The organism is Staphylococcus sp. GDY8P47P, from assembly GCF_016892225.1.
GTDB lineage: Bacteria > Bacillota > Bacilli > Staphylococcales > Staphylococcaceae > Staphylococcus > Staphylococcus borealis.
Window position 1 is genome coordinate 1 of the sequence record NZ_JAFENV010000030.1, and the last position, 24,347, is coordinate 24,347.

Consider the following 24,347-nt stretch of genomic DNA (forward strand, 5'->3'; position numbering starts at 1 on the left):
AAAATTTATGATGTTTGATTAACTCATAATACTAAATAGTGTTTGTAACATTTAAGTTACTGTTTTTGGAATTAACGTTGACATATTGTCATTCAGTTTTCAATGTTCATTTAATTATTATAAATGGTGGAGACTAGCGGGATCGAACCGCTGACCTCCTGCGTGCAAAGCAGGCGCTCTCCCAGCTGAGCTAAGCCCCCATATTATTTAAGAAGTCGGGAAGACAGGATTCGAACCTGCGACCCCTTGGTCCCAAACCAAGTGCTCTACCAAGCTGAGCTACTTCCCGTATGTAATTAAATAATAAATAAAATTTAAATGGCGCGCCCGATAGGAGTCGAACCCATAACCTCTTGATCCGTAGTCAAACGCTCTATCCAGTTGAGCTACGGGCGCTATATTTAAGATGGTGCCGAGGACCGGAATCGAACCGGTACGGTGATCTCTCACCGCAGGATTTTAAGTCCTGTGCGTCTGCCAGTTCCGCCACCCCGGCAATATAATGGAGCGGAAGACGGGATTCGAACCCGCGACCCCCACCTTGGCAAGGTGGTGTTCTACCACTGAACTACTTCCGCATGTGGCTATTAAAATAATCGTATGAGCCATAGAGGATTCGAACCTCTGACCCTCTGATTAAAAGTCAGATGCTCTACCAACTGAGCTAATGGCTCAAAGATGGTGCCGGCCAGAGGACTTGAACCCCCAACCTACTGATTACAAGTCAGTTGCTCTACCAATTGAGCTAGGCCGGCAAATTAATTAAGAATGGTGGAGAATGACGGGTTCGAACCGCCGACCCTCTGCTTGTAAGGCAGATGCTCTCCCAGCTGAGCTAATTCTCCAACGTGTAAGCCTCGCAACGTCCTACTCTAGCGGAACGTAAATCCAACTACCATCGGCGCTAAGGAGCTTAACTTCTGTGTTCGGCATGGGAACAGGTGTGACCTCCTTGCCATTGTCACCAGACAATAACTTACTCAATTAATTATAATGTCAATTATTTTAATTTTCAACAGTTAATTTTACACTTTGTTAAAGTTATCTTTACAAGTCTTTTACAAAATTAACTTTCGTTTTTGACGACTTTTATATCTTACAACATTCAAAAGGTAAAGTCAACAGTTTTTCAAAACTTTTTTAATTTAATAAGTTTATCATTTGTTGCTTCGACTTCTTTTGAACACTTTTACTATGTTAGCACATCACAAGTACAATGACCATACCTTTTTTAAACTATTTTATTATAATTTCTCCACTCTTTTTTACTTTTGTAACATCTTTTCTTAAATAATATCTAAGTCACTTTAAGTCATCTAATATTCAATGCCTATATACTTAGCTATTCTATCTATTTAACTCATTTTCGTTTCATTCAGCATATATATAATAAAAAAATGACTGGGACAAATTGAAATGTCTCAGTCAAATATATCATCTTGATAGCAGCTGACTGATTTAAAAGTGGCTCATCTCAGACTTTTTCAAGCCTAGTCATCCTTGTCGACGGGCACTGTCTAAGAAAATATCATAAAAATTGCTACAAACAAAACAAGATTGGAGCCGGACAACGAAATAAATTTTGGAAAATATTATTTCTGTCCTACTCCCATCTCAAATATTAAATACGATCTATTTCTGTCTCATGTAAGGGAATAATAATACGTCTCTAATAGATGGAGAGTCAGTTAATAACATAACTAAGCGATCGATTCCGATACCTAATCCACCTGTTGGAGGCATACCGTACTCTAATGCTTCAATGTAGTCTTCATCCATTTCATGTGCTTCATCATTTCCTTGCGCTTTTTCAACTAATTGCGCTTCGAAACGTTCACGTTGATCAATTGGATCATTTAATTCAGTAAATGCATTAGCGTGTTCTCTACCTACGATGAATAGTTCGAAACGATCCGTGAATCTAGGATCTTCTGGGTTTTTCTTCGCTAATGGAGAAATTTCAATTGGATGTCCATAAATAAATGTTGGTTGAATTAATGTTTCTTCAACTTTTTGTTCAAAAAATTCATTTAAAATATGGCCATACTTCATATTATCTGTAATTTCAATACCATGTTCTTTCGCTGCTGCGATAGCTTCTTCATCAGTTTTAATTTGATAGAAGTCTACACCTGTTGCTTCTTTTACAGCATCAACAATATGAAGACGTGTCCAAGCAGACTCTAAATCAATTTCTTCTCCGTTATATTGAACTTTTGCAGAACCAAGGACTTCTTGAGCAATATGTCTAACCATAGACTCTGTTAAGTCCATAATATCATGGTAATCAGCATAAGCTTCGTATAATTCAATCATAGTGAATTCTGGGTTATGACGTGTTGATACACCTTCATTACGGAATACACGTCCTATTTCATATACTTTCTCAAGTCCACCAACGATTAAACGTTTCAAGTGCAATTCGATTGCAATACGCATATATAGTGTTGCGTCTAATGCATTATGGTGTGTAACAAATGGACGTGCAGCTGCCCCACCTGCGATTTGATGCATCATTGGTGTTTCAACTTCTAAGAAACCTTGTTTATTTAAGTAGTTACGCATTTCTTGAATGATTTTACTGCGATTAATAAATGTTTGAGTACTATCTTGGTTAGTGATCAAATCTAAATAACGTTGACGGTAACGTTGTTCGATATCTTGTAAACCATGGAATTTATCAGGTAAAGGTCTTAGCGCTTTAGATAATAAAGTGAATGTTTTAGCTTTTACTGATAGCTCGCCTGTATTCGTTTTGAACATGACACCTTCAATGCCAACGATATCACCTAAGTCTGCACCTTTCCATAAATTATCGAAATCTTCTTCGCCAATTTGGTCTTTACGCACATAAATTTGAATTTGGCCAGTTAAATCTTGAACATGTGCGAAACCAGCTTTACCTTTACCACGTTTAGTCATTAAACGACCTGCAATTGACACATGACTTTCGTCTTCTTTTTCATGTAATGCTTCTTTAGAGAACTCATCCCATTGTGCTTTTAATTCGCTAGCAGTAGCTGAACGTTCAAAACGTTTCCCAAAAGGATCGATTCCTAAATCAATTAATTCTTGTAGTTTTTGACGACGGACCTGCATTTGGTCATTCATTTCTTCTGACATAACTTTCTCTCCTTTAAACTTCTTTTTTATGATAAATGTTCCATGGATCATTTTTAAAATGCTTATAAGAAATCTTATAGCCTATTTAGTGATATTTCTTTACGCTTTTTATGGAAATTCGTTACCTTTATCACTTTAAAATTATGATATTCTTTATATTCGCATTTCAAATGGTGCGCTTCGTGTTGAGAAATACTTGATAAAATGTCTTCTCAGATTAGTCTACTATAGCAAAGCTGCAATATAGCCTAAGGATACTATACTTACCCAAAGCTTAGTACTTAACCTTTATATTTCTTAACAGTATCATCTGGTTTAACTAAATCAGAGATACGTGCATTTGAACGAGGTTCTATTTGAGTAGATGCAATATCATTCAATGGTATTAATACAAAAGCACGTTCACCCATACGCGGATGAGGCACTTCAAGGTCATCTTCTTCTATTACTTTATCTCCATATAATAAAATATCGACATCTAATGTTCTTGGACCCCAACGTATGTCTCTAACGCGATGCAATCGCTGTTCAGTTTCCAAGCAATGTTTAAGTAGTACTTTGGGCTGTAATTCTGTTTCAATTTCTAAACACAAATTTAAAAAATTGGGTTGCTCTGTATAGCCTACTGGTGCAGTCTCATATATTGGAGAAATTTGAGTTACAGTAACACCGTCTATACTATCAATGATTTTAATAGCTTCTTGTAATTGCTGTTCCCTATCACCAATATTGCTTCCTAAGCCTAAATACGCTTGTACCATTTAACGATTCTCCCTCACTATTTCTATACCTACACCGTCATAATGACCTGGGATAGGTGGATTTTCTTTAGTGATTCTGACTTTCGTTTCCATTACACGATTATAGTGTGAATTTATACGTTTTGCAATACGTTCAGCTAGATGTTCGATTAAATTACATGGTGGACCTTCAACGATTTCTTTCACATCTTCAAACACTTCACCATAATGTACAGTATCAACCACTTTATCAGATTGACCCGCTTCAGCTAAGTCTACTTTCAAAGTAACATCTACTACAAAGATTTGACCTATCTCATTTTCAGCAGGTAATGCGCCGTGATAGGCGTAAAATCTCATACCATTAAGAAAGATTGTGTCGTTCATCGTCATTCTCCTTTAAGAAATCCATACTTTGGCCTAATCGAGCGTTTAATTGAACATTATGTACACGCACGGCTTTGACGCCTTTCATTATACCATAAGCTGTTGTTGCAGCTGTGGCCTCATCACGTTCTAGTGCCTTCGTTTCGGTACCAATCATTTCTTTGATGAAACGTTTACGACTCGTTGCCAATAAAACAGGATACTCTGTTGCAACCAGTTCATCTAAACGTGACATTACTTCATTTTCTTCTTCACGCGTTTTCGCAAATCCAATTCCTGGATCTAGCCATATTTTGTGCTTAGGGATACCTGCCATTTCAGCTTTGTTCGCTTGCGTAATAAGTGATAACAACATCTCTTCGACAACTGGTTGATCACGATGTCCATCACCATTGTGCATTAATACAATTTCAGCATCATAAGCAGCTACAACATCAAGTATTTTAGGGTCGTATAAGCCTGCCCATTGGTCATTAATCATTGTAGCCCCTAATTTTAAACATGCTTCTGCTACTTCACTGCGATATGTATCAATCGAAAGTTGAACATTTAATTTTATAAGTTCTTCCACTACAGGAACGACACGCTCAATCTCTTCTTCTGTTGAAATTTCTGTAAAACCTGGTCGTGTAGATATACCTCCAACGTCTATAATATCCACGCCCTCTTCTACCATCTCTTTTGCACGTGCAACTGCTTTATCTACCGAATTGTACTTACCACCATCAGAGAATGAATCCGGTGTTACATTTAATATGCCCATAATTTTTGTTTTAGTCATTCTTGTCACGTCACCCTTCGTCCTTTTGAAAATGATTTGTAGCACAATAACTACGTTGACTTAATATTCACATACTAATGATACACTCATTTACCAAACATTTCAGTGTTTATAATCGACATCCAAACATCTATAGCTTTCATTGAATTTAATTGGGGTGTTTTTTTAGAAAAAAGAACGGGAGTAGGACAGAATTCATTTAAATTCGTTGCCCCACCCCCGTAAGGATGACTATAACTGAGAGAAGCTTAACTTAAGCACATCTTAGTTCTGTCAGCTACTGCGAATTTGCAAAGTAGCATCATTATATTATTTATATCTCAGACTGCTAAAAATCTTAACTATTGATTAATCATCAAATGAATATAAAGGTGTAGATAAGTAACGTTCACCATTACTTGGTAATACTGTTACAACTGTTTTACCTTTACCTAATTCTTTTGCTTTTTGGATTGCAGCATGGATCGCAGCACCTGAAGAAATACCTGCTAAGATACCTTCTTCTTTAGCAACACGACGTGATGTTTCCATAGCTGTATCATTGTCAACTTTGATAATACTATCGTAAATATTTGTATCTAAAGTATCTGGTACAAATCCTGCACCTAAACCTTGCAATTTGTGTGGTCCAGGTTCACCACCACTTAATACTGGTGATGCTTCAGGTTCGATAGCAACGATTTCAACGTTAGGGTATTTTTCTTTTAAGACTTTACCTACACCAGATAAAGTACCACCTGTACCTACACCTGCTAAGAAAGCATCAATTTGTTTACCTTCAAATTGCTCAACTAATTCTGGGCCAGTCGTTAAAGCATGGATTTCAGGGTTTGCTGGGTTTTCGAATTGTTGTGGTTCGAAGTAACCATGTTCTTCTTTTAATTCTTTTGCTTTTTTGATAGCGCCTTTCATAGCTTCTGAACCTGGTGTTAAGACTAATTTTGCACCATAAGCTTTTAATAAGTTACGACGTTCAGAACTCATTGTTTCAGGCATTGTAAATACTGCTTTATAACCTTTAGCTGCACATACGAAAGCTAAACCGATACCAGTGTTACCACTTGTTGGTTCTACGATTGTATCACCTGGTTTAATTTTGCCTTCTTTTTCAGCTTTTTCAATCATAGCTAATGCGATACGGTCTTTTACTGAACCACCTGGATTTTGGTATTCTAATTTTACGTATACATCTGCTGCATCTTCATCTACAACGTTTCTTAATTTTACTACCGGTGTATTGCCAATAATTTGAGTAATGTTATCTACTGGTTTTTGTGCCATTGAAAAAACGCTCCTTTTACTTTCATATTTAAAACTTAGTTTTTTTATCGGATATAATTATATTCTATCAGAATTTTCTAAAAAGACAAAGATAATTCTCTCATATTTAGACTTGAAGTTACATTTTACTTCCACATTCATTTATCTTCCCTGTAAAAAAGGCAATAAACACGTGATGGTTTATCGCCTTGAATTCTCTTTTCAGTTATACAATTATGCCTGCATTGAAGCTAATAATTCTTCTAGTTCTGATTCAGAATAACTGTATTTGTTACCACAGAAGTGACAAACTGCTTCAGCACCATGATCTTCTTTAATCATATCTTGAACTTCAGCTTCACCTAAACCTTTAATCGCATTTAGAAACTTCTCATGGCTGCAATTACATTCAAACTGTGCAGGCATAGTCTCTAAAATTTGAACATTGTCTTCTCCAAGTATCTCATTTAAAATACCTTCTGGCGTCAAGCCTTGTTCAATTAGTTTAGATACAGGTTGCATATTACTAATAGCATTTTCTAATTTAGTAACTGTTTCATCTTGCGCGCCAGGCATCACTTGAATAATGAATCCTCCAGCGGCTTTGATAGAATTGTCTGGATTTACTAACACCCCTAATCCTACTGAAGAAGGTGTTTGTTCACTTGTCGCAAAATAGTATGTGAAATCTTCTCCCAATTCACCTGATACAATTGGGCTTGCACCAGAGAAATAATCTTTCATACCAACGTCTTTGACTACTTGAATTGAACCGTCTGTGCCTACTGCTCTTCTTACATCTAATTTACCTTGTCCATTTAAAGGGAAATGTGTTTGTGGTTTATCAACATAAGCACGTACATTTCCTTCAGCATCTGCATCTGCAATGATTCTGCCAATAGGACCTTTACCATCAACTGTTACAGTTAATTTTTGATCGCCTTTCAACATCGAACCCATTAATAAAGTTGCAGTCATTGTTCTGCCCATTGCAGCTGATGCTGTCGGCCAAGTATAGTGACGTGTTTGCGCCTCTTGTACTGATTCAGTTGTGAGTGCAGCATATGCACGTATTTCTCCATCAAACGCTAATGATTTAACGATATAATCATGTGTCATCTTTGTATACTCCTTTAATACATCTATTTTTATATTGCTAATATTTATACTTGAATCATTCATTTACTTCTAATATTTTCCTTTAAGGATACTTATTCTACACTTGTTCAATAAGAATATGAAGTAACTTGCTTTCAACATTATTATTGTTATTTTAACTATACTTTCATATTAAAAAAATCTCCTTCGACTAAGGCGTAATGCCCTACTCAAAGGAGATAACAATCCAGCTAAACCTTATCGATTGTTAGGGTTGTTTGGATCATTCGGATTATATGGTTTGTCAATATTAGGAGATTGCTCATAACCTGTTTCGTCTTCATCACTTGAATGGCCACGATGTTTATCCGTATCTCCGTTTGAACCGTCACGTAGTTGATCATGTCCTGCATGATTATCTCTACCATCTCTTTGACGATGTCTACGTTCACGATTAATATCGTTATCCTCTTTACGATCTTCTCGCATATCTTCTTTTCCTTCTTCTAGTTGTTCTTCGCGAATATCATCGTAAGATTTACCATATTTACCTTCGCTAAAGTCAGAATCTTCATCTTTAACAACACGCGCAGCATCGTAATCTACTTCTGGTAATACACCATCATAGAATAATGAACGGATTTGTTCTGCTACTAATGTTTCTTCTGTTAACAATGTTTTAGCGATAAGTTTAAGTTCTTTTTCATGTTCTAATAAGATTTGTTTACAACGTTCATATTGTTCTTTAATAATACGTTGAACTTCTTTATCAATTTCATAAGCGATTTGACCAGAATAATTAGGTTCACCTTGCATATCTTTGCCTAAGAAGACTTGTCCACCACCGCTAGATGAGAATTGTAACGGTCCAAGTTTTTCACTCATACCATATTCAGTAACCATAGAACGTGCAATTTGTGTTGCTCTTTCAAAGTCATTTGATGCACCCGTTGATACTTCATGGAAGTTAATATCTTCTGATACACGACCACCTAATAAACCACAAATTTTATCTAGTAATTCAGGTTCTGTCATTAAGAAGCGATCTTGTTTTGGTAACATCATTGCATAACCACCAGCTTGTCCACGTGGAACAATCGTTACTTTATGCACAACTTCCGCTTCATCAAGCACCATACCAATGACCGTATGACCTGCCTCATGATGAGCTACAATATTACGTTCTTTGTCAGAAATAACACGTGATTTTTTAGCTGGTCCAGCGATAACTCGGTCTGTAGCTTCTTCGATATCACGCATATCAATTTTATTTTTACCTTCACGCGCAGCAATTAAAGACGCTTCATTTAATAAGTTCTCTAAATCTGCACCTGAGAAACCAGGCGTTCTTTGTGAAATGGCTTTTAAGTCAACTGTTTCATCAAGTGGTTTATTTTTAGCATGTACGTGAAGTATAGCTTCACGACCTTTAACATCTGGACGACCAACTTGAATTTGTCTATCAAAACGACCAGGACGTAATAACGCTGGGTCTAAGATATCAGGACGGTTAGTTGCAGCAATCATGATAATACCTTCATTTTCACCGAAACCATCCATTTCAACTAGTAATTGGTTAAGTGTTTGTTCACGTTCATCATGACCGCCACCAACACCTGCACCACGTTGACGTCCAACTGCATCTATTTCATCGATAAAGATGATACATGGCGCATTCTTTTTAGCATTTTCGAATAGGTCACGTACACGGCTTGCACCGACACCCACAAACATCTCAACGAAGTCTGAACCACTGATTGAGAAGAATGGTGCACCAGCTTCACCAGCTACGGCACGCGCTAATAATGTTTTACCTGTACCAGGAGGGCCGACAAGTAATACACCTTTAGGTATTCTTGAACCCATTTGTTTAAATTTCTTATTATCTTTTAAGAAATCTACAATTTCAATTAACTCTTGCTTTTCTTCATCTGCACCAGCAACATCTGAGAATCGTACACGACGTTTTTGGTTATCGTACATTTTAGCTTTAGATTTACCAAAGTTCATCATACGACCGCCACCGCCGCCACCTTGTGCTTGGCTAAGGAAGAAAATAAATAAGAAAGCAATAATCAATACAGGAATTAATGTCGTCAACATACTTACGAAGACGCTTTGTTTCTCTTCTTCTTTAACTTTAAAATCTAGTCCTTTTTGGCTTTTGGCTTCATCTGTAATTTTTTGTAAGTCTTTTTCGTTATTGTATAAAATTGTTGAAGCATAATCTTCATCATTTTTTGTTTTACCACTTACCAAGTACACATTTTGTTCAGGTTGGATTTCTAAGGTTTTCAAGTCACCCTTATCCAATTTCTCTACAAACTGTGAATAGGAAAGTTGTTTCGGAGTATTACCGTTCCCATTTATGTAAGAAAATACGCCGAATATAATAACGCCAATAATTGCGATAACAAGCACATTGCGAAAAGCTTTTTGCATGCGTCATTTCCTCCTATTTCTATAATAAAGCTAACAAAAATTGTAACACAATACTTCTCTTAAAGGCTAGCATTTCAACTTTTGTAATACTTTTCAAAATCCTTGTGTTATCAAACTTTTTAAAACTTAAATTCCCTAAAAATGATTTGTTTTTTTAAGTCAAGTTTAAGCATATAAAATGAGTCTACACTAATTCTACATTTAAGTATAGTTATTATATCTTAAACACGATTTAATTATATTTACAACTAAATAAATGTCGCTTACTTGTTATAAATTTCTGGTTTTAATGTGCCGATATACGGTAAATTTCTATAATGTTCAGCGTAATCTAAACCATACCCTACAACAAATTCATCAGGAATTTTCTTGCCGACATATTTCGCTTCAATATCAGCTTTACGTCGATTTGGTTTATCTAATAAAGTGACAATTTCAAGTGAGTTAACTTTACGAGATTGTAATAATTCAGTAATGGATTTCAATGTCGTACCTGTTTCTAAAATATCTTCAATAATGAGGACATCTTTATTTTCAATAGATGAACCTAAATCTTTTAATATTTGGACTTCCCCTGTTGATTCAGTCCCACCATGGTAGCTTGAAACATCCATAAAATCAATTGCTAAATGTGTATCAATACGTTTAATTAAGTCGGCCATAAACATAACAGAACCTTTTAAAATACCAACGCAGACAAGTGGCTTATCTTTGTAATCTCTAGTTAACTGTTCACCTAAGTCTTTACAAATATCTTGAATATCTTCTTCAGTTAATAAAATTTCCTTTAAATCATCTTTCATTAATCATTCATCTCCAATTTTTTTGATTTCGATATGTTGATTATATGCTTGAGCAATATATAAATTACCTACAGCAATAATTTGATGGTGTTGATTTTCAATTACTGGCATTTGCATGCGCGCATCATTTGGAATTTTATAATCTATAAACAAACGTCCTACTTTTTTATGGCCTTGTTGTCCATTCAGTTCGACTTTATCTCCATTGCGACGTGTTCGTATCAATAACGGTAATTGGTCATGGGGTATCGTTGGATGAATAACGATATGATAGGATCCGAAACGATATGTATTTGCCTGATTCACAATTTGATTATCTAATAATGACGGCTCATTTTTAGCCAATATAATAAATTTATCATATGCCATTTGAATTATCCATTTTTCAGTAAGGGATATCTCAAATTGTGCGATTTCACTATCAATTTGAGCAAACCATTCATGGTATTGTTTCTCTGAAAATGACTTGTCCAATTGAAGATGTTTGAATAGTTGATCTAATAACACCATTTTAGTAATGTCATCTAGTTGATTAAATGCATGTCGTGCACACTGAATCTGTGTTGCATTATTATTGATCGAGATATCATGTTCAATAAAAGCATCGGCTTTTTTTCGACTTTCACGTAATTGGATGTCGTGCCAACGTTTTAGCTTTAGTAAATGTGTGCTATCAAGCTCTGAATTTTGGTTAATCGCTGGTAATAACCGATTACGAATATCATTTCTAACATATTTATTATCACTATTTGAACTATCCTCGTAATAGGGCACTTGATATTTATGCTGATAGTCGCGTATGTCATCTTTTGAAACTTCCAGTAATGGGCGACTTATTGTATAGTGACGACGTTTCGATTGAACGTCTATTCCTAAAGTACTTCGCGTAGAACGCCCTGTAAACAGTCGATAAAAAATGGTTTCAAGTTGATCATCTAAATGATGTGCTGTAAGCAATACGTCTGCCTTTAATTGCTTCATCATTTCATCAAACCACTCATAACGCAGATAACGCGCATCAGCTTGTATACTCTTACCCTGTGCTACGATATCGGTTAAATTCAATCGTTTCACATAACAAGGGATGGCGTGTTGTTTACAAAACGCTTCTATAAATGCTTCTTCCTTATGCGATACCTCTCGCAAGCCGTGATTAACATGTAGACAAGTCAATTGTTTATACGTATGTGATAATTGTGTAAGTAAATGATGCAACAGTGACATACTATCTATACCTGTCGAAACTGCAATCACAATATGATCTGTATTGTTCCATAGCGACGTATTAACTTTCAACATTCAGACCTCCTTATAATCCCTAGAACATTACGTATTACAGTGCTGTAATGCGCTCATCAAAAAAAGAGTGGAACTAAAATTCATTGTTGAATTTTAAGTTCCACCCCGCAAAAATAACACATCTTATATATAAATAAAGGGCCATTCGACAGGACAACAACCATGTATGTTCGTAGTGAATGTCACCTATAATGATGTCATCCTTGCTATTACCTATAATCATATAAATAATATATTTAAATTAGCGTCTTGAACCTTTACCGCCACGTCTTGATTCTGTTTGTCGTTTAATAGATGTTAATTTATCTTCACTATCTTTCAAGAAATTGCTTAATTTCTTTTCGAAATCTTCACCTTTTTGTTGTGGTGGTCTATTGTGATTTGATTTATGTTGTGGTCTACGAGGACGATCTTTGGCTTTTTTAATTGAAAGGCTAATTTTACCGTCATCTGCAATAGATAAGACTTTAACTTCAACTTCGTCTCCAACTGATAGGTGATCTTCAACATTCTCAACATAGTTATCAGCCACTTCACTGATATGAACTAAGCCACTTTTTCCTTCAGGTAATTCTACGAATGCACCAAATTTTTTGATACCAGTAACTTTACCTTTTAGCTTGTTTCCTACTTCGATTGACATATTCTAAATAAATCCTCCCGATTTTGATTCGATTTTAACCTTATTATATTCCTGTTTTAATATTTTCACAATGCTATAAAACCAGATAATTCATTCTTCTTTAAGAAAAACGATTATCTTTTATATTATCAGTTGTCATTTGAGGATTTTGATTTAGAATCATCATCGTTATTAGGCAATTTAAAAATAACTTCACCTTTATTACTCAAGTAATAATCATCTCTCGCTACCTTCTCAATGTAGTCTTTATTATTTAAATTACTGAGCTCTTCTTTTAATGCGATTTCCTCATCTTGTTTTTTTTGAAATTGTTCCTCTTTATGCTTTCGCTCAACTGCAGCTTTATCATTGCTTTGTTTTTGGACGACAAGCATGATGGATAGAATAATAATGATCGCTAATAGTATCCCACCGAATACGGTCACTCGTCGTCTAACAACTCGCATTTTTTTCTGTTGTCGTTGTTTCTTTCGATTTTTTTCGGAGGTATACTGGTTTCCTATATTTTCTACCTTTTTACTCATTGCTTGTCACCTCCTTCAGTCTATTCTTCTTCAAATTGATTTTGATTAATTCGTTCTTCTTTAATTAAATCATACATACCTTTAGCATTTTCTTTAGAAGCGTGTTCACTTAAACCTGTTACTTTAACTGTAACCAGCTTTTGTCCGAAACGAATAACCAGTTCATCTTCTACTTTAACATCTGTCCCAGCTTTGGCTACATTACCATTTACAGTAATACGACCTTGGTCACTTATTTCTTTCGCCAAAGTACGACGCTTAACGAGTCGTGACACTTTTAAATATTTATCTAATCTCATGAATCTTTCTCCCCTTGTTGCAAATAGTTTCTAAGGGTTTCTTCATCAAAATCCCTATTTTTGGTTTTATCATACAATGCCATGAAGTGGTCTGCAAATACTTTCTCAAATTTAACGCGTGGTGATTTACCTTCTTTACTCTTAGCTGTCTGCCAAATGTCATTTAAATCTTCTATGGATGCTGCATTTTCATCACCGAAAATATGTGGATGACGACGAATCATCTTAGCACTGAGACTCTCAATAATTTCTTGGATGTCCATATAGCCTTCTTTTTTACCAATACTAGCATGCAAGAGCACTTGCAGTAAGATGTCACCTAATTCTTCTATCATGTGCCAATCATCTTCATTATCTATCGCTTCAAACAATTCGAAGCTCTCTTCTAATAAATAACGTTTAAGAGAGTCATGTGTTTGAACACGATCCCATGGGCAACCTGTTTCATCATCTACTAAGCGGTCTATCACTTCTACTGCATAGTCAAAATTCTGATACAGTGCTTCATCATTTGTCACTTTCGGTACATATACACTCGTTAAATTATTAAAAGCATCCTCATGATGATCAAGCTCAAATAGTGGTACCTCCAGTACATTAGCCCCTGTACTGTGCGCGCCAGTCACGATTTTTACTAAGAAGTCATCTGGATAATGTTCCATTAAAGTGATTTTAATATCTGCTGCAATCATAGCACTGTATACTTGCGTAATAAGTGTATGTGTACGTACATTGAGTAACTGTTCTGTTAAAGCAGTTCCATCCAATAAAGTAAAACCATCATTAGGATCTTGATCGATTGCTGCAAAGATATCATCAATAAAACTTTTACCACCTAGTATTTTAACGTCTACGTCTTGATGATGTGCGTGATAATCAAGCAACTTGGCTGTCGTCGTTTCAGCTACTCGCGGATGTCCAGGCACGGCATAGACCACGTCTTGTGCTTGTGCTTTTTCTATTAAAAAGTCGACGATTTGTTGATAAACCGAATCAAAATCTTCGTTTGCTTCATAAACTGTATCAAAGCTTTCAAATTTGAGTTCATCTTGTAATTGATTGATTACAGGATGTTCAAGTGTACGTGTATAAACAAGCGGTTGTTGTATTAAGAAACGATATATACCAAGTGGCAATTCATCTAAACCGTAGTTACCTAAACCAACAATTGTAATTGTATGTGTCATTAATGTCGTCCTTTCTTAATATGATAAAGCTTATCGCCAAATGGCAAATGTTTTAATTCTCTATAACTTAAAATATTCATGTACATCACGAGTAGCAACAATACGGCAACGCCTAGGATTGCTACAATAACCAACATTATAAGTCCACCGATACGTCCTACTACAGGTAACAATGCCATAATGATTTGAATAACGATTGTCATGACGGCTAATGCAGTAATCATTTTCAAAATGAAAGGTTTCATTCGATTAAAGTGATACTGTTTAAGCACCTCTCTATGCAATATGACTCCAAAGCAAGCGAGTGACATAACCGTACTTATACTAGCGCCAGCAATGCCATACTGCGAAATCAACAGCACGTTCAGTATAGCTTTCACAACTAAGCCAACCATTACTCCAATCAATATCGGGCGAATACAATTAAGTACTTGTAGCAATGCAATATCCATCATAATGAGTGACACACATATAACAGTTAACATATAAAATCCAAGTGTGAAACTTAAGCTATTCGTCTTAAAGAAGACCGCATTCATCATAGGCAATAAATTAATTAATCCTATACCTGCTGCTGAACTAATGAGAATCGTAATCTTAAGCGATGCGTTAGCATAACGATTCATTTTTACTTGATTTTGTTGTTCAATCGCCTCAGTCAATAATGGTATGAGCACAAAGCTAAATGTGGTTGTAACAATTAACCCCATTTGTATAAATGAAGCACCACGATCATATATTCCTTTTTGCATGATTGCTTCTTTAAAATGCAAACCATGTGATTGTAACGTATGAACAATGGTAAAACTATCTACAAATTGCCATAATATAACCAATAACTGGCTCAATGCAAACACAAGCGTAGCCATAAGTAAGTCTTTCCAAGGTATATGCACCGATATGTTCTGCATTTTGAAGGCGAAAGGTTTCATCACTATTAAAAAGAGGCTTGAACCTAAGAATCCAAGTGCAGAAGCTAAAATCGCAATCGTACCCGCTTGATATATGGACCAATCTCTTATCATAAATAAAACAATCGCTACAATAATAAATCCAACACGAATCATTTGTTCAATTACCTGGGAAATAGCAGGTATGTTCATTCGTCTTTGACTTTGATAATAGCCACGACACACGCCTAGTATGCCGATGAACAGATAACTTAAGCTTGCCATTCTTAACATTGGCGCAAGTCTTGAATCTCCCATTAATACAGCCACTGGATTCGCTAATAATAAGAGCAGTATAAATATCGTTATTCCGATCATTTGGAATCGTAACAGTACTTTGGAGAACGAAGCAGCTTGTCCACTAATACCAAACGTTTGCGTAACCGCACTCGGAATAGCATTCATAGATAAAATCATACCTAGTGCCACAATGGGATAAACTTGTTGATACGCATATAATCCCGTATCACCGAGTACATTTTGATAAGGTACTCGGTAAATTGCACTTAATACTTTGACGATGACGAGCGCAAGGGTTAGAATCACAACACCATTAAATGCTGTGTGTCTAGAAGGTTTACTGTGTGTCAATTCATTCGTAGACTCAGATGACAACAATTGTGTCGATTTAGACTCTGATAGCTTCTTAATCTTCATCTTCAATAGCCATACTTCCTTCAAGGCATTTCACAAGGAATTTCAAGTTATCTAACCATTGTTTAGATTTCGTAAGCGTGACATGCATACGGTTCTCTTTAACACCAAGCTTCATCGCACGTCCTAAAGGTTGTGTTTGTTTAAACAATACTTCACCATTGATTTGTTCTGTTGCTTTCGCTGATAAAGACACTTCAATTTGCTTACCTTTATCCTTAATTAAAGTTACACCAGCATGTAGTGCATGTATTTTAATTTCCACCATTTCAAGCAAACGTTCAACTTCTACTGGGTAATCATTGAAGCGATCGATTAACTCATCTTTAATATCAAATAATTGTTCTTCCGTTTCAACTTTGCGTAGTTTTTTATAAATTTCAATTTTAGCTTGCTCGTTTTGAATATATTCTGCTGGTAAATAAGCGTCTAAGTTTAATTCCATTTCTACTTCTGGTGCATCTGGTTCTTCTTCTTTGATACCACGTTTTTCGTTAACCGCTTCTTCTAGCATTTGTGAATACAAGTCGAATCCGACAGAGTCGATAAAGCCATGTTGTTGTTTACCAAGTAAGTTCCCGGCACCACGAATATTTAAATCACGCATCGCAATTTTGAACCCTGAACCTAGTTCAGTAAATTCTTTAATCGCTTGTAATCTTTCTTCTGCTGTTTCAGTTAACACTTTATTTGCGGCGTGTAAGAAGTAGGCATAGCCGATACGACTTGAGCGTCCTACACGACCACGTAATTGATACAATTGACTTAAACCAAAGCGATCCGCTTCTTCAATGATTAACGTGTTCGCATTAGGTACATCCACACCTGTTTCAATAATGGTTGTAGTCACTAAAATATCAAATTCGCCATTGATGAAACTGAGCATTGTTTCTTCAAGATCGCGTTCTGTCATCTGACCATGAGCAACAGCAATATTAGCATCCGGCATTAACATCTGTAATTGTTCACGTTTTTCATAAATTGATTGCACTCTGTTATATAAATAGAATACTTGTCCGTCACGCGATAATTCACGTTCTAAAGCTTCTTTTATAAAATTACTGTTTTGTTCTAACACATAAGTTTGTACAGGAAAACGATTCTCTGGAGGTGTTTCAATGACTGATAAATCACGTACACCAAGCATACTCATATGCAATGTTCTTGGAATTGGTGTTGCAGTTAAGGTTAACACATCAACATTGGTCTTCATTGTCTTAATACGTTCTTTATGACGTACACCAAAGCGTTGTTCTTCATCGACTATTAATAAGCCCAAATCTTTATAATGAATATCTTTGCCTAACAATTTATGTGTTCCAACTACAATATCCACATATCCTGATTTAAGTCCTTCTTTTGTTTCTTTGACTTCTTTCGTTGAACGGAATCGACTAATCAATTCAATTTGTACTGGAAAATCCTGCATACGTTCAATTAAAGTTTCATAATGTTGTTGCGCTAAAATCGTTGTAGGTACAAGAAACGCAACTTGTTTTCCTTCCATTACAGCTTTAAAGGCTGCTCTAACTGCAACTTCTGTCTTACCATAACCAACGTCTCCACATAATAAGCGATCCATTGGACGCTCGCGTTCCATATCACCTTTGATTTCGTCAATCGACTTCGCTTGGTCTGGCGTCAATTCGTATGGGAAGTCCATTTCAAACGCACTTTGCTCAGCAGTATCTTCACCGTATTGGTATCCTACTGACATTTCACGTTCTTTATACAATGCGATTAATTCATCTGCAATATCTTCAACACTTTGTTGAACTTTAGCCTTTGTTTTCTTCCATTCTGAACCACCAAGTTTGTTTAGTTTAGGGGATTTATCTTCGGAAGCAACATATTTTTGCACTTGGTCCATTTGATCAACTGGTACAAACAGTTGGTCTGTGCCTTTATATTGTAATTTAATATAATCTCGGTGAACATCGCCAACTTCTAGTGTTTCAACACCTAAGTAACGACCTACCCCATGATGCACATGTACAACATAGTCACCCACATTAAGGTCTTGATATGACTTGATTTTTTCAGCATTTGATAACGTCTTAGTGCGTTTACGTTGTTTCTTTTGCTTAGTCTTGAACAATTCGCGCTCAGTTATGACAACGAGTTGCATATAAGGTAATTCGAAGCCTTCTGATAGACTGCCTTCTGTAACAATGACTTGTCCAGATTTAATGTCATTATGAACATTTGTAACAGTTGGTATATGCATCTCGTTCAACATTGATTGGATACGTTCAACTTTCGTTTCCGTTTCTACTAGCACTACAATGTTGTAGTCATTGTGCACATAACGTTGGAATTCTGAACGCATGATATCATATTGCCCGTAGAATTGTTGCACTGGTTTACATGAAAATTTAATAATATGTTGCAACTGAACAGGCATTGTCGATGTAAATAAAGTGAAATAGGTTACTGGATAATCTTTTAGCAATGATTCAAAACCATCATATTGCATAAATGATTGCCCTATAAAACCATTTCCACTTTCTATTAAGTTCTGAATAAAGTCGTCCACTTCAGTTGTTAGTGTCTTTTCAGTTTCTTTAATACGGTTATATTCATCCGTTACAATGATGGCATCTTCTGCAAAATAGTCAATTAGTGTTGAAGGCTGGTCATACATAAATGCCACCAAACGACGTAATAATTGATGATCAAAGAACGTCGTTTCAAACAATTTGAAACTTTCATAAGTCTCTTTCAAATCATCACGGACAGATTTATCAATTTTTGGGCGTGTTGTTTCATATGCCGCCTTTAATTCAGTTTGTAAGTGTTGAATGACGTCATCTGTAATAATGTAATCACTTGCCGTCGTAATCGCAACTTCTTCAATATTGTCATTTGAACGTTGCGTTTCAACATCAAAGTCGCGAATGGAATCAACCTCAGTATCAAACAATTCGATTCGAACAGGTTGACCTATGAGTGGATAAATGTCGATAATACCGCCACGTAATGAGAACTCACCAATGTGTGATACGACACTTTCACGACGATACCCCATATTCACTAATTTATTTAAGAATTCATCAACGTCGATGTCTTCGCCTACTTTGAGTGTGAGTTGATGATCTTTCCATAAATCAAATGGTGTAAGCCACTTTTTCAGTCCATTTAAAGGAACGATAAATAACCCTTTCTTATTATGAGCTAATGCAGTTAGTGTACGTACACGTTCACTCATAAGTTGAGGGCTTTGCGTTGAGAATTCTTCAGTCATAATATCTTGTACAGGATATTTATACACTTCAGAATGATCGACATATTGTAAAATATCAGTTTCTAATTTATCTGCTTGATATAAGTTGTTTGTAATTAACAACATTTGTTTTTGATCTTTTAAATACTTTTCAGCAATAATCGTTGCTTTTGCTGAGGGAGAAAGGCCAGTGACAAGTATATTCTGTTGGCCGAAGACGTCATCAAGTTCTTGGAAACGTTTATCATTTTGAATATACTCTGAAATAATAGGTCTCAATTGACTTCTCCGTTATATTGATTCATTACATGATCAAAGCGTGAACTTTCAATAAATGCTTCTACTGCATGTGCTGAATGTTCGATTACTTTATCCATAATGATCATTTCTTCTTTTGAGAATTTCTGTAATACATAATCAGGTACTGACATACCGTTTGTTGGTCTCCCTACACCAATACGAATACGTTTAAATTGATCTGTACCTAAATGTTTAATTATAGACTTCATACCATTGTGTCCTCCAGCGCTACCTTTTTGGCGCAAGCGGATTTGACCTTGAGATAAATCTAAATCATCATATAAGACAATTAAATCTTCTACTTCAACATTGTAATAATCCATTAATGGCCCAACTGCCTCACCTGAAAGATTCATCATCGTCATTGGTTCAATAAATAGGACCTTTTCGCCATTTAGACGTTCAATAGTATAAGCACCTTTAAATTTTTGTTTATCTAATGAGAAATGATGTTTCTCTAAAATAAAATCGATGACTTCAAATCCGATATTGTGTCTTGTTAACTCAAATCGCTTACCTATATTTCCAAGACCCACAATACATTTCATACGATGTTACCTCCATTGTGTTTCATTTATAATGATATCTATCAACTGAATAGAATTGTGCATATATCAATTATTCCTTATTCTATAACATTCCCTATAATAACACAAAAAAGGGGCAGAACAGAATTCTTAACGAATCCATGATTCCACCCCCGCAAGGATAATTAGCGTTGCGCACACCTGATATAGGTGCCTAATCAACTCATTTAGCTACTGCGATTTAGCATTGTAGCCTTATATTATGTTTTATCCTAAATGATTAAAGATAACATTCAACGAATTATTCTTCGTCTTTGTTTTCTTCGTCATCTTCTTTGTCTTCACCAACTACTTCAGGTTCTTCAGTTGCTGATTCACCTTCCATAGCTTCAACTTCTTCTTCAGTAGGTTCATCAGTTGGAGGAACTACTGTTACAACAGATTCTTCTGGGTCATTTTCAATTGTGAAATCACCAGAAACTTTAATATCTGCAACTGAGTAGCTATCATTAACTTCTAATTCAGTAATGTCTACTTCAATTGATTCAGGGATATTTTCTGGAGTTGCTGTAATTTGTAAGTCGAATAATGGTTGTTCAACTACGCCGCCTTCTTTAGCGCCAACAGCTTCACCTACTAAGTGAACTGGTACGTCAACAGTACGTTCTTCAGTCATGTTGATTGCTAAGAAGTCGATGTGCGTAATTTGGTTTTTAAGTGGGTCGAATTGATAATCAGACACCATAACTTTAATTGTTTTAGAACCAACGCCTAAATCGATAACGCCGTTACGTCCTACTTCACGGATGATTTTGATGAATTCAACTTCATCAACTTTAACTGAAGTATTTTTAGTACCATAACCATAAACTACTGCAGGTACTTTACCTGTGTTACGTAATTTTTTAAGGTCAGAACGTGTTTGTTTACCTTGACGGATGATTGACTTTAATGAAGCCATTCGTATTTCCACCTTTCATTTTCAAGTCTAGATACTTATTATCGTGAGAATCTTAAGTTCTGGACTTCCCTTCACTTACCCATCAACTTTATAAGTTGCTTGCAAGTGTTTATTAGTTCGTAAAACCACGAACGAATGTATTATACACGCTTAAAATATATAAGTCAAACGCATTTGTAAACTTTAGTCAAATAATACACTGACTGATTCACGTTCATAAACGCGGATAATTGCTTGTGCTAATAAACCAGCAACGGATAATTCTTTTGTATTTGATGGCTTACGAGAGTCATCAAGTAAGATTGAGTTTGTAACGATTAATTCTTTAATTGCTGAATTTTCAATACGTTCTTTTGCAGGGCCTGATAACACTGGGTGTGTACAACATGCATAAACATCTTTAGCACCTTTATCTTTAAGCGCTTGTGCAGCTAATGTAATTGTTCCCGCTGTATCAATAATATCATCAATAATAATCGCAGTACGTCCTTCAATTTCACCAACAATATTCATTACTTCTGCCACGTTTGGTTTAGGACGACGTTTATCAATAATTGCAATCGGAGTTTTTAAAATGTCGGCAAGTTTACGTGCACGTGTTACACCACCATGGTCAGGTGATACGACAACACATTCTTCTGGGTCAATGTTAGGGTCGTTTTCAAAATGTTGACCAATGATAGGTACACCCATTAAGTGGTCGATTGGAATATCAAAGAATCCTTGAATTTGTGGTGCATGTAAATCTAAAGCAATCATGCGATTAGCGCCAGCTGTTTCAATTAAGTTCGCTACTAATTTAGCTGTAATAGGTTCACGGCTACGTGCTTTTCTATCTTGTCGTGCATAGCCATAGTATGGAACCACAATATTGATGTTAGCTGCTGATGCACGTTTACATGCATCGATCATAATCAATAGCTCCATCAAGTGTAAATTAACCGGATTTGAAGTTGGTTGGATAATGAAGACATCACATCCACGAATACTTTCTTCAATATTGATTTGAATTTCTCCATCACTGAAGCGTTTTACAGAACATTTCCCTAATTCAATCCCTACTCGATCAGCTACTTCTTGTGCTAATGGCTCGTTTCCTTTTAAAGAAAAAATCTTTAAAGATGAATTCTTGTATTCATTATTTAACATTTATAGTCCTCCAATTTTTAACTTAGACACTCTCATTATATAAAAAATCAATCGTTTTTACTATGTTCAACAAAAAATTGTAGAAAAGAGATACGAAATTTTATCAAAAACTTACTTTTTAAGATAGCCCTCTTTTGTGATTTGACGGGCACGCGCAAGCGCTAAACTTTCATTAGGTACGTTGTCCGTAATTGTAGATCCTGCAGCAATTAATACGCCATTACCTACAGTTACAGGTGCTACTAAGTTAGTATTACAACCAATAAATGCATCTTTACCAACAACCGTTTTGAATTTGTTTACACCATCATAATTTACAGTAATTGAACCACAACCAATATTCGTACGTTCACCGATTTCAGCATCTCCGATATAACTTAAATGAGATACTTTAGCACCATCTTTAAGGTCTGCTTTTTTCACTTCTACAAAGTTGCCGACTTTCACTTCTGAACCTAAGTTAGAACCCGGTCTTAATTGCGCAAATGGACCCACTTTTGTTTTATCACCCACAACAGCGTCATTAATCACTGATTGTTTGATATCAACATGTGCGCCAATACGACTATTGTTGATTTCAGAATATTGTCCAATAACAGTTTCTTCTCCAATTGTTGTGTCACCATTAATTCGCACACCAGGTTCAATAATTGTGTCCATACCAATCTTAACATCCGGACCAATAAATGTAGTTGTAGGGTCAATAATCGTTACACCATTTCTCATGTGCGCAATATTAATACGTTGTTGTAACGCTTTTTCAGCATTACTTAACATCACACGATCATTTACACCCATAATTTCATTAAAATCATCAGTATGATAGACTTCTGCAATACCTTCATCTTCTAAGATTAAAGTAATCACATCAGGCAAGTAATATTCTCCTTGCGCGTTGTCATTTTTAACTTCCGCTAATTTAGAAAAAAGCACTTGGTTATCGAATGCAAAAATACCTGAGCTAATTTCAGTTAATGCCTTTTCTTCTTTTGTCGCATCTTTTTCTTCAACGATACGTTGTAATCTGTGCGCCTCATCTCGAACAATACGACCGTAACCAAATGGAATTTGAGCAGTTGCTGATAATACTGTCGCTTGTGCATGCGTACTTTCATGATGCTCAATTAACTTCTGCAACGTATGTGCAGTGATAAGTGGTGTATCTCCACAAACAACTAATGTTGTGCCTTCCATATTTTCTAAATGCTCATTGGCCATCTTTACTGCGTGCGCTGTTCCCAATTGTTCTTCTTGATAACTATATAATGATTGATCTCCTAAAGTTGCTTTAACATCTTCAGCACCGTGACCAACGATTGTCACGATTTGGTTCACACCAGCATGCTTAACATTTGTTAACACATGTTCTACCATTGATTTCCCTGCAACTTCATGTAGTACTTTATATTTATTTGATTTCATTCTAGTACCTTTTCCAGCTGCTAATATTACCGCATTTCTTTGCATGAATGGTAACCCTCCAATAAATTTTACACTTCTAATTTATTATAATTTAACTCAAGTTCGAGTTTCAAGATTTAGAAGGTTTTATCATTTAGTCTATTTAAATTTTCAAAAATATGTATACACAACTTGAATACTTTAGCATACATTTCACAACTTAAAAAAGCAGGTTCAACACATTTAATGTTGAACCTGCTATGAATGTATGGTTTATTTAAGCTTCGTCTGAATCTTCTGATGAAGCGTTTTTATCTGGAATAACTTCATCTGTTTCGTCATATACTTTCATAACGGCATCTTGAATTTCTTGTCTCATATCAGAGTTAATTGGATGCGCGATATCACGGAATTCACCATCTGGTGTACGTTTACTTGGCATTGCAACGAAAAGACCTGAGTTTCCTTCAATTACACGTAAATCATGAATTACAAAAGCTTCATCTAATGTAATTGAAACAAGTGCTTTCATTCTGCCATCTGTTTGTATTTTTCTAAGTCTAACATCTGTCACTTTCATGTAGTGAGCCCCCCTA

The 24,347-nt window shown here is 35.7% G+C and carries 20 protein-coding genes, 8 tRNA genes and 1 rRNA gene; all 29 read right to left on the reverse strand.

What is annotated here, in order from left to right; translation table 11 throughout:
* Positions 1-124: 124 nt before the first annotated feature.
* The 29 genes from JVV30_RS10925 to spoVG all read right to left on the reverse strand — a co-directional run bounded on the left by JVV30_RS10925 (position 125) and on the right by spoVG (position 24,331).
* Positions 125-200 (reverse strand) — tRNA-Ala (locus JVV30_RS10925).
* Positions 201-215: 15 nt separating this feature from the next.
* A tRNA-Pro gene (locus tag JVV30_RS10930) sits at positions 216-289 on the reverse strand.
* A gap of 30 nt (positions 290-319) precedes the next feature.
* A tRNA-Arg gene (locus JVV30_RS10935) sits at positions 320-396 on the reverse strand.
* 11 nt (positions 397-407) lie between these two features.
* Positions 408-496 (reverse strand) — tRNA-Leu (locus JVV30_RS10940).
* A gap of 7 nt (positions 497-503) precedes the next feature.
* Positions 504-578 (reverse strand) — tRNA-Gly (locus tag JVV30_RS10945).
* Between the two features lie 23 nt (positions 579-601).
* Positions 602-674 (reverse strand) — tRNA-Lys (locus JVV30_RS10950).
* A 5-nt stretch (positions 675-679) separates the two neighbouring features.
* Positions 680-755, reverse strand: a tRNA-Thr gene (locus tag JVV30_RS10955).
* A 14-nt stretch (positions 756-769) separates the two neighbouring features.
* Positions 770-845, reverse strand: a tRNA-Val gene (locus JVV30_RS10960).
* A gap of 9 nt (positions 846-854) precedes the next feature.
* Positions 855-969 (reverse strand): 5S ribosomal RNA (gene rrf, locus JVV30_RS10965).
* A 663-nt stretch (positions 970-1,632) separates the two neighbouring features.
* Complete coding sequence (lysS, locus tag JVV30_RS10970; protein WP_070854586.1) at positions 1,633-3,123, reverse strand: lysine--tRNA ligase; 1,491 nt, start codon at positions 3,121-3,123, stop codon at positions 1,633-1,635.
* Between the two features lie 281 nt (positions 3,124-3,404).
* Positions 3,405-3,884, reverse strand: coding sequence for a 2-amino-4-hydroxy-6-hydroxymethyldihydropteridine diphosphokinase (folK, locus tag JVV30_RS10975; protein ID WP_070854585.1), 480 nt, complete (start codon positions 3,882-3,884; stop codon positions 3,405-3,407).
* A complete protein-coding gene (folB, locus tag JVV30_RS10980; RefSeq protein ID WP_053031347.1) occupies positions 3,885-4,250 on the reverse strand; it encodes a dihydroneopterin aldolase in 366 nt (121 codons plus the stop codon).
* A complete protein-coding gene (folP, locus tag JVV30_RS10985; RefSeq protein ID WP_204194240.1) occupies positions 4,228-5,031 on the reverse strand; it encodes a dihydropteroate synthase in 804 nt (267 codons plus the stop codon). Before folP ends, folB begins: the two co-directional genes overlap by 23 nt.
* A gap of 348 nt (positions 5,032-5,379) precedes the next feature.
* Positions 5,380-6,312 carry a cysteine synthase A gene (cysK, locus tag JVV30_RS10990; RefSeq protein ID WP_053031342.1) on the reverse strand — a complete coding sequence of 311 codons (933 nt, stop codon included), beginning with the start codon at positions 6,310-6,312 and terminating at the stop codon, positions 5,380-5,382.
* Positions 6,313-6,525: 213 nt separating this feature from the next.
* A complete protein-coding gene (gene hslO / locus JVV30_RS10995) occupies positions 6,526-7,410 on the reverse strand; it encodes an Hsp33 family molecular chaperone HslO (RefSeq protein ID WP_070854582.1) in 885 nt (294 codons plus the stop codon).
* Positions 7,411-7,647: 237 nt separating this feature from the next.
* A complete protein-coding gene (ftsH, locus tag JVV30_RS11000) occupies positions 7,648-9,831 on the reverse strand; it encodes an ATP-dependent zinc metalloprotease FtsH (protein ID WP_070854581.1) in 2,184 nt (727 codons plus the stop codon).
* Positions 9,832-10,094: 263 nt separating this feature from the next.
* A complete protein-coding gene (gene hpt, locus JVV30_RS11005) occupies positions 10,095-10,634 on the reverse strand; it encodes a hypoxanthine phosphoribosyltransferase (protein WP_053031336.1) in 540 nt (179 codons plus the stop codon).
* A 3-nt stretch (positions 10,635-10,637) separates the two neighbouring features.
* The gene (tilS, locus tag JVV30_RS11010; RefSeq protein ID WP_481906321.1) at positions 10,638-11,930 is read right to left on the reverse strand and encodes a tRNA lysidine(34) synthetase TilS; all 1,293 of its coding nucleotides are present in this window, start codon (positions 11,928-11,930) and stop codon (positions 10,638-10,640) included.
* 244 nt (positions 11,931-12,174) lie between these two features.
* A complete protein-coding gene (locus tag JVV30_RS11015; protein ID WP_053017953.1) occupies positions 12,175-12,576 on the reverse strand; it encodes a S1 domain-containing RNA-binding protein in 402 nt (133 codons plus the stop codon).
* A gap of 128 nt (positions 12,577-12,704) precedes the next feature.
* Positions 12,705-13,100, reverse strand: coding sequence for a cell division protein DivIC (gene divIC, locus JVV30_RS11020; RefSeq protein WP_053031330.1), 396 nt, complete (start codon positions 13,098-13,100; stop codon positions 12,705-12,707).
* Positions 13,101-13,120: 20 nt separating this feature from the next.
* Positions 13,121-13,399: an RNA-binding S4 domain-containing protein gene (locus JVV30_RS11025; protein ID WP_037537011.1), complete on the reverse strand. Its 279-nt coding sequence runs from the start codon at positions 13,397-13,399 to the stop codon at positions 13,121-13,123.
* Positions 13,396-14,586 carry a MazG nucleotide pyrophosphohydrolase domain-containing protein gene (locus JVV30_RS11030; protein WP_070854578.1) on the reverse strand — a complete coding sequence of 397 codons (1,191 nt, stop codon included), beginning with the start codon at positions 14,584-14,586 and terminating at the stop codon, positions 13,396-13,398. The genes JVV30_RS11025 and JVV30_RS11030 overlap by 4 nt, the downstream gene beginning before the upstream one ends.
* Entirely contained in the window at positions 14,586-16,193 is a 1,608-nt protein-coding gene (locus tag JVV30_RS11035; RefSeq protein WP_204194249.1) for a polysaccharide biosynthesis protein, read from the reverse strand. Before JVV30_RS11035 ends, JVV30_RS11030 begins: the two co-directional genes overlap by 1 nt.
* Entirely contained in the window at positions 16,183-19,692 is a 3,510-nt protein-coding gene (mfd, locus tag JVV30_RS11040; protein ID WP_070854577.1) for a transcription-repair coupling factor, read from the reverse strand. The genes JVV30_RS11035 and mfd overlap by 11 nt, the downstream gene beginning before the upstream one ends.
* Complete coding sequence (gene pth / locus JVV30_RS11045; protein WP_053031322.1) at positions 19,689-20,261, reverse strand: aminoacyl-tRNA hydrolase; 573 nt, start codon at positions 20,259-20,261, stop codon at positions 19,689-19,691. Before pth ends, mfd begins: the two co-directional genes overlap by 4 nt.
* Positions 20,262-20,541: 280 nt before the next feature.
* Complete coding sequence (locus JVV30_RS11050; RefSeq protein ID WP_053031321.1) at positions 20,542-21,201, reverse strand: 50S ribosomal protein L25/general stress protein Ctc; 660 nt, start codon at positions 21,199-21,201, stop codon at positions 20,542-20,544.
* A gap of 183 nt (positions 21,202-21,384) precedes the next feature.
* A complete protein-coding gene (locus JVV30_RS11055; RefSeq protein WP_107630228.1) occupies positions 21,385-22,350 on the reverse strand; it encodes a ribose-phosphate diphosphokinase in 966 nt (321 codons plus the stop codon).
* Between the two features lie 111 nt (positions 22,351-22,461).
* Positions 22,462-23,817 (reverse strand): bifunctional UDP-N-acetylglucosamine diphosphorylase/glucosamine-1-phosphate N-acetyltransferase GlmU, encoded by a 1,356-nt coding sequence (glmU, locus tag JVV30_RS11060; protein WP_070854575.1) that lies wholly within the window; start codon positions 23,815-23,817, stop codon positions 22,462-22,464.
* 211 nt (positions 23,818-24,028) lie between these two features.
* Positions 24,029-24,331, reverse strand: coding sequence for a septation regulator SpoVG (gene spoVG, locus JVV30_RS11065; protein ID WP_011276763.1), 303 nt, complete (start codon positions 24,329-24,331; stop codon positions 24,029-24,031).
* Between the last annotated feature and the right edge of the window lie 16 nt (positions 24,332-24,347).

Bases quoted from the DNA above. Each gene is read 5' to 3' on its own strand.
- JVV30_RS11025 (WP_037537011.1), bottom strand. From the start codon at position 13,399: ATGAGATTAGATAAATATTTAAAAGTGTCACGACTCGTTAAGCGTCGT.
- JVV30_RS11030 (WP_070854578.1), bottom strand. From the start codon at position 14,586: ATGACACATACAATTACAATTGTTGGTTTAGGTAACTACGGTTTAGAT.
- folK (WP_070854585.1), bottom strand. From the start codon at position 3,884: ATGGTACAAGCGTATTTAGGCTTAGGAAGCAATATTGGTGATAGGGAA.
- folB (WP_053031347.1), bottom strand. From the start codon at position 4,250: ATGAACGACACAATCTTTCTTAATGGTATGAGATTTTACGCCTATCAC.
- JVV30_RS11015 (WP_053017953.1), bottom strand. From the start codon at position 12,576: ATGTCAATCGAAGTAGGAAACAAGCTAAAAGGTAAAGTTACTGGTATC.
- JVV30_RS11035 (WP_204194249.1), bottom strand. From the start codon at position 16,193: ATGAAGATTAAGAAGCTATCAGAGTCTAAATCGACACAATTGTTGTCA.
- glmU (WP_070854575.1), bottom strand. From the start codon at position 23,817: ATGCAAAGAAATGCGGTAATATTAGCAGCTGGAAAAGGTACTAGAATG.
- hpt (WP_053031336.1), bottom strand. From the start codon at position 10,634: ATGAAAGATGATTTAAAGGAAATTTTATTAACTGAAGAAGATATTCAA.
- hslO (WP_070854582.1), bottom strand. From the start codon at position 7,410: ATGACACATGATTATATCGTTAAATCATTAGCGTTTGATGGAGAAATA.
- JVV30_RS11050 (WP_053031321.1), bottom strand. From the start codon at position 21,201: ATGGCTTCATTAAAGTCAATCATCCGTCAAGGTAAACAAACACGTTCT.
- pth (WP_053031322.1), bottom strand. From the start codon at position 20,261: ATGAAATGTATTGTGGGTCTTGGAAATATAGGTAAGCGATTTGAGTTA.
- spoVG (WP_011276763.1), bottom strand. From the start codon at position 24,331: ATGAAAGTGACAGATGTTAGACTTAGAAAAATACAAACAGATGGCAGA.
- folP (WP_204194240.1), bottom strand. From the start codon at position 5,031: ATGACTAAAACAAAAATTATGGGCATATTAAATGTAACACCGGATTCA.
- JVV30_RS11055 (WP_107630228.1), bottom strand. From the start codon at position 22,350: ATGTTAAATAATGAATACAAGAATTCATCTTTAAAGATTTTTTCTTTA.
- cysK (WP_053031342.1), bottom strand. From the start codon at position 6,312: ATGGCACAAAAACCAGTAGATAACATTACTCAAATTATTGGCAATACA.
- divIC (WP_053031330.1), bottom strand. From the start codon at position 13,100: ATGAGTAAAAAGGTAGAAAATATAGGAAACCAGTATACCTCCGAAAAA.
- ftsH (WP_070854581.1), bottom strand. From the start codon at position 9,831: ATGCAAAAAGCTTTTCGCAATGTGCTTGTTATCGCAATTATTGGCGTT.
- lysS (WP_070854586.1), bottom strand. From the start codon at position 3,123: ATGTCAGAAGAAATGAATGACCAAATGCAGGTCCGTCGTCAAAAACTA.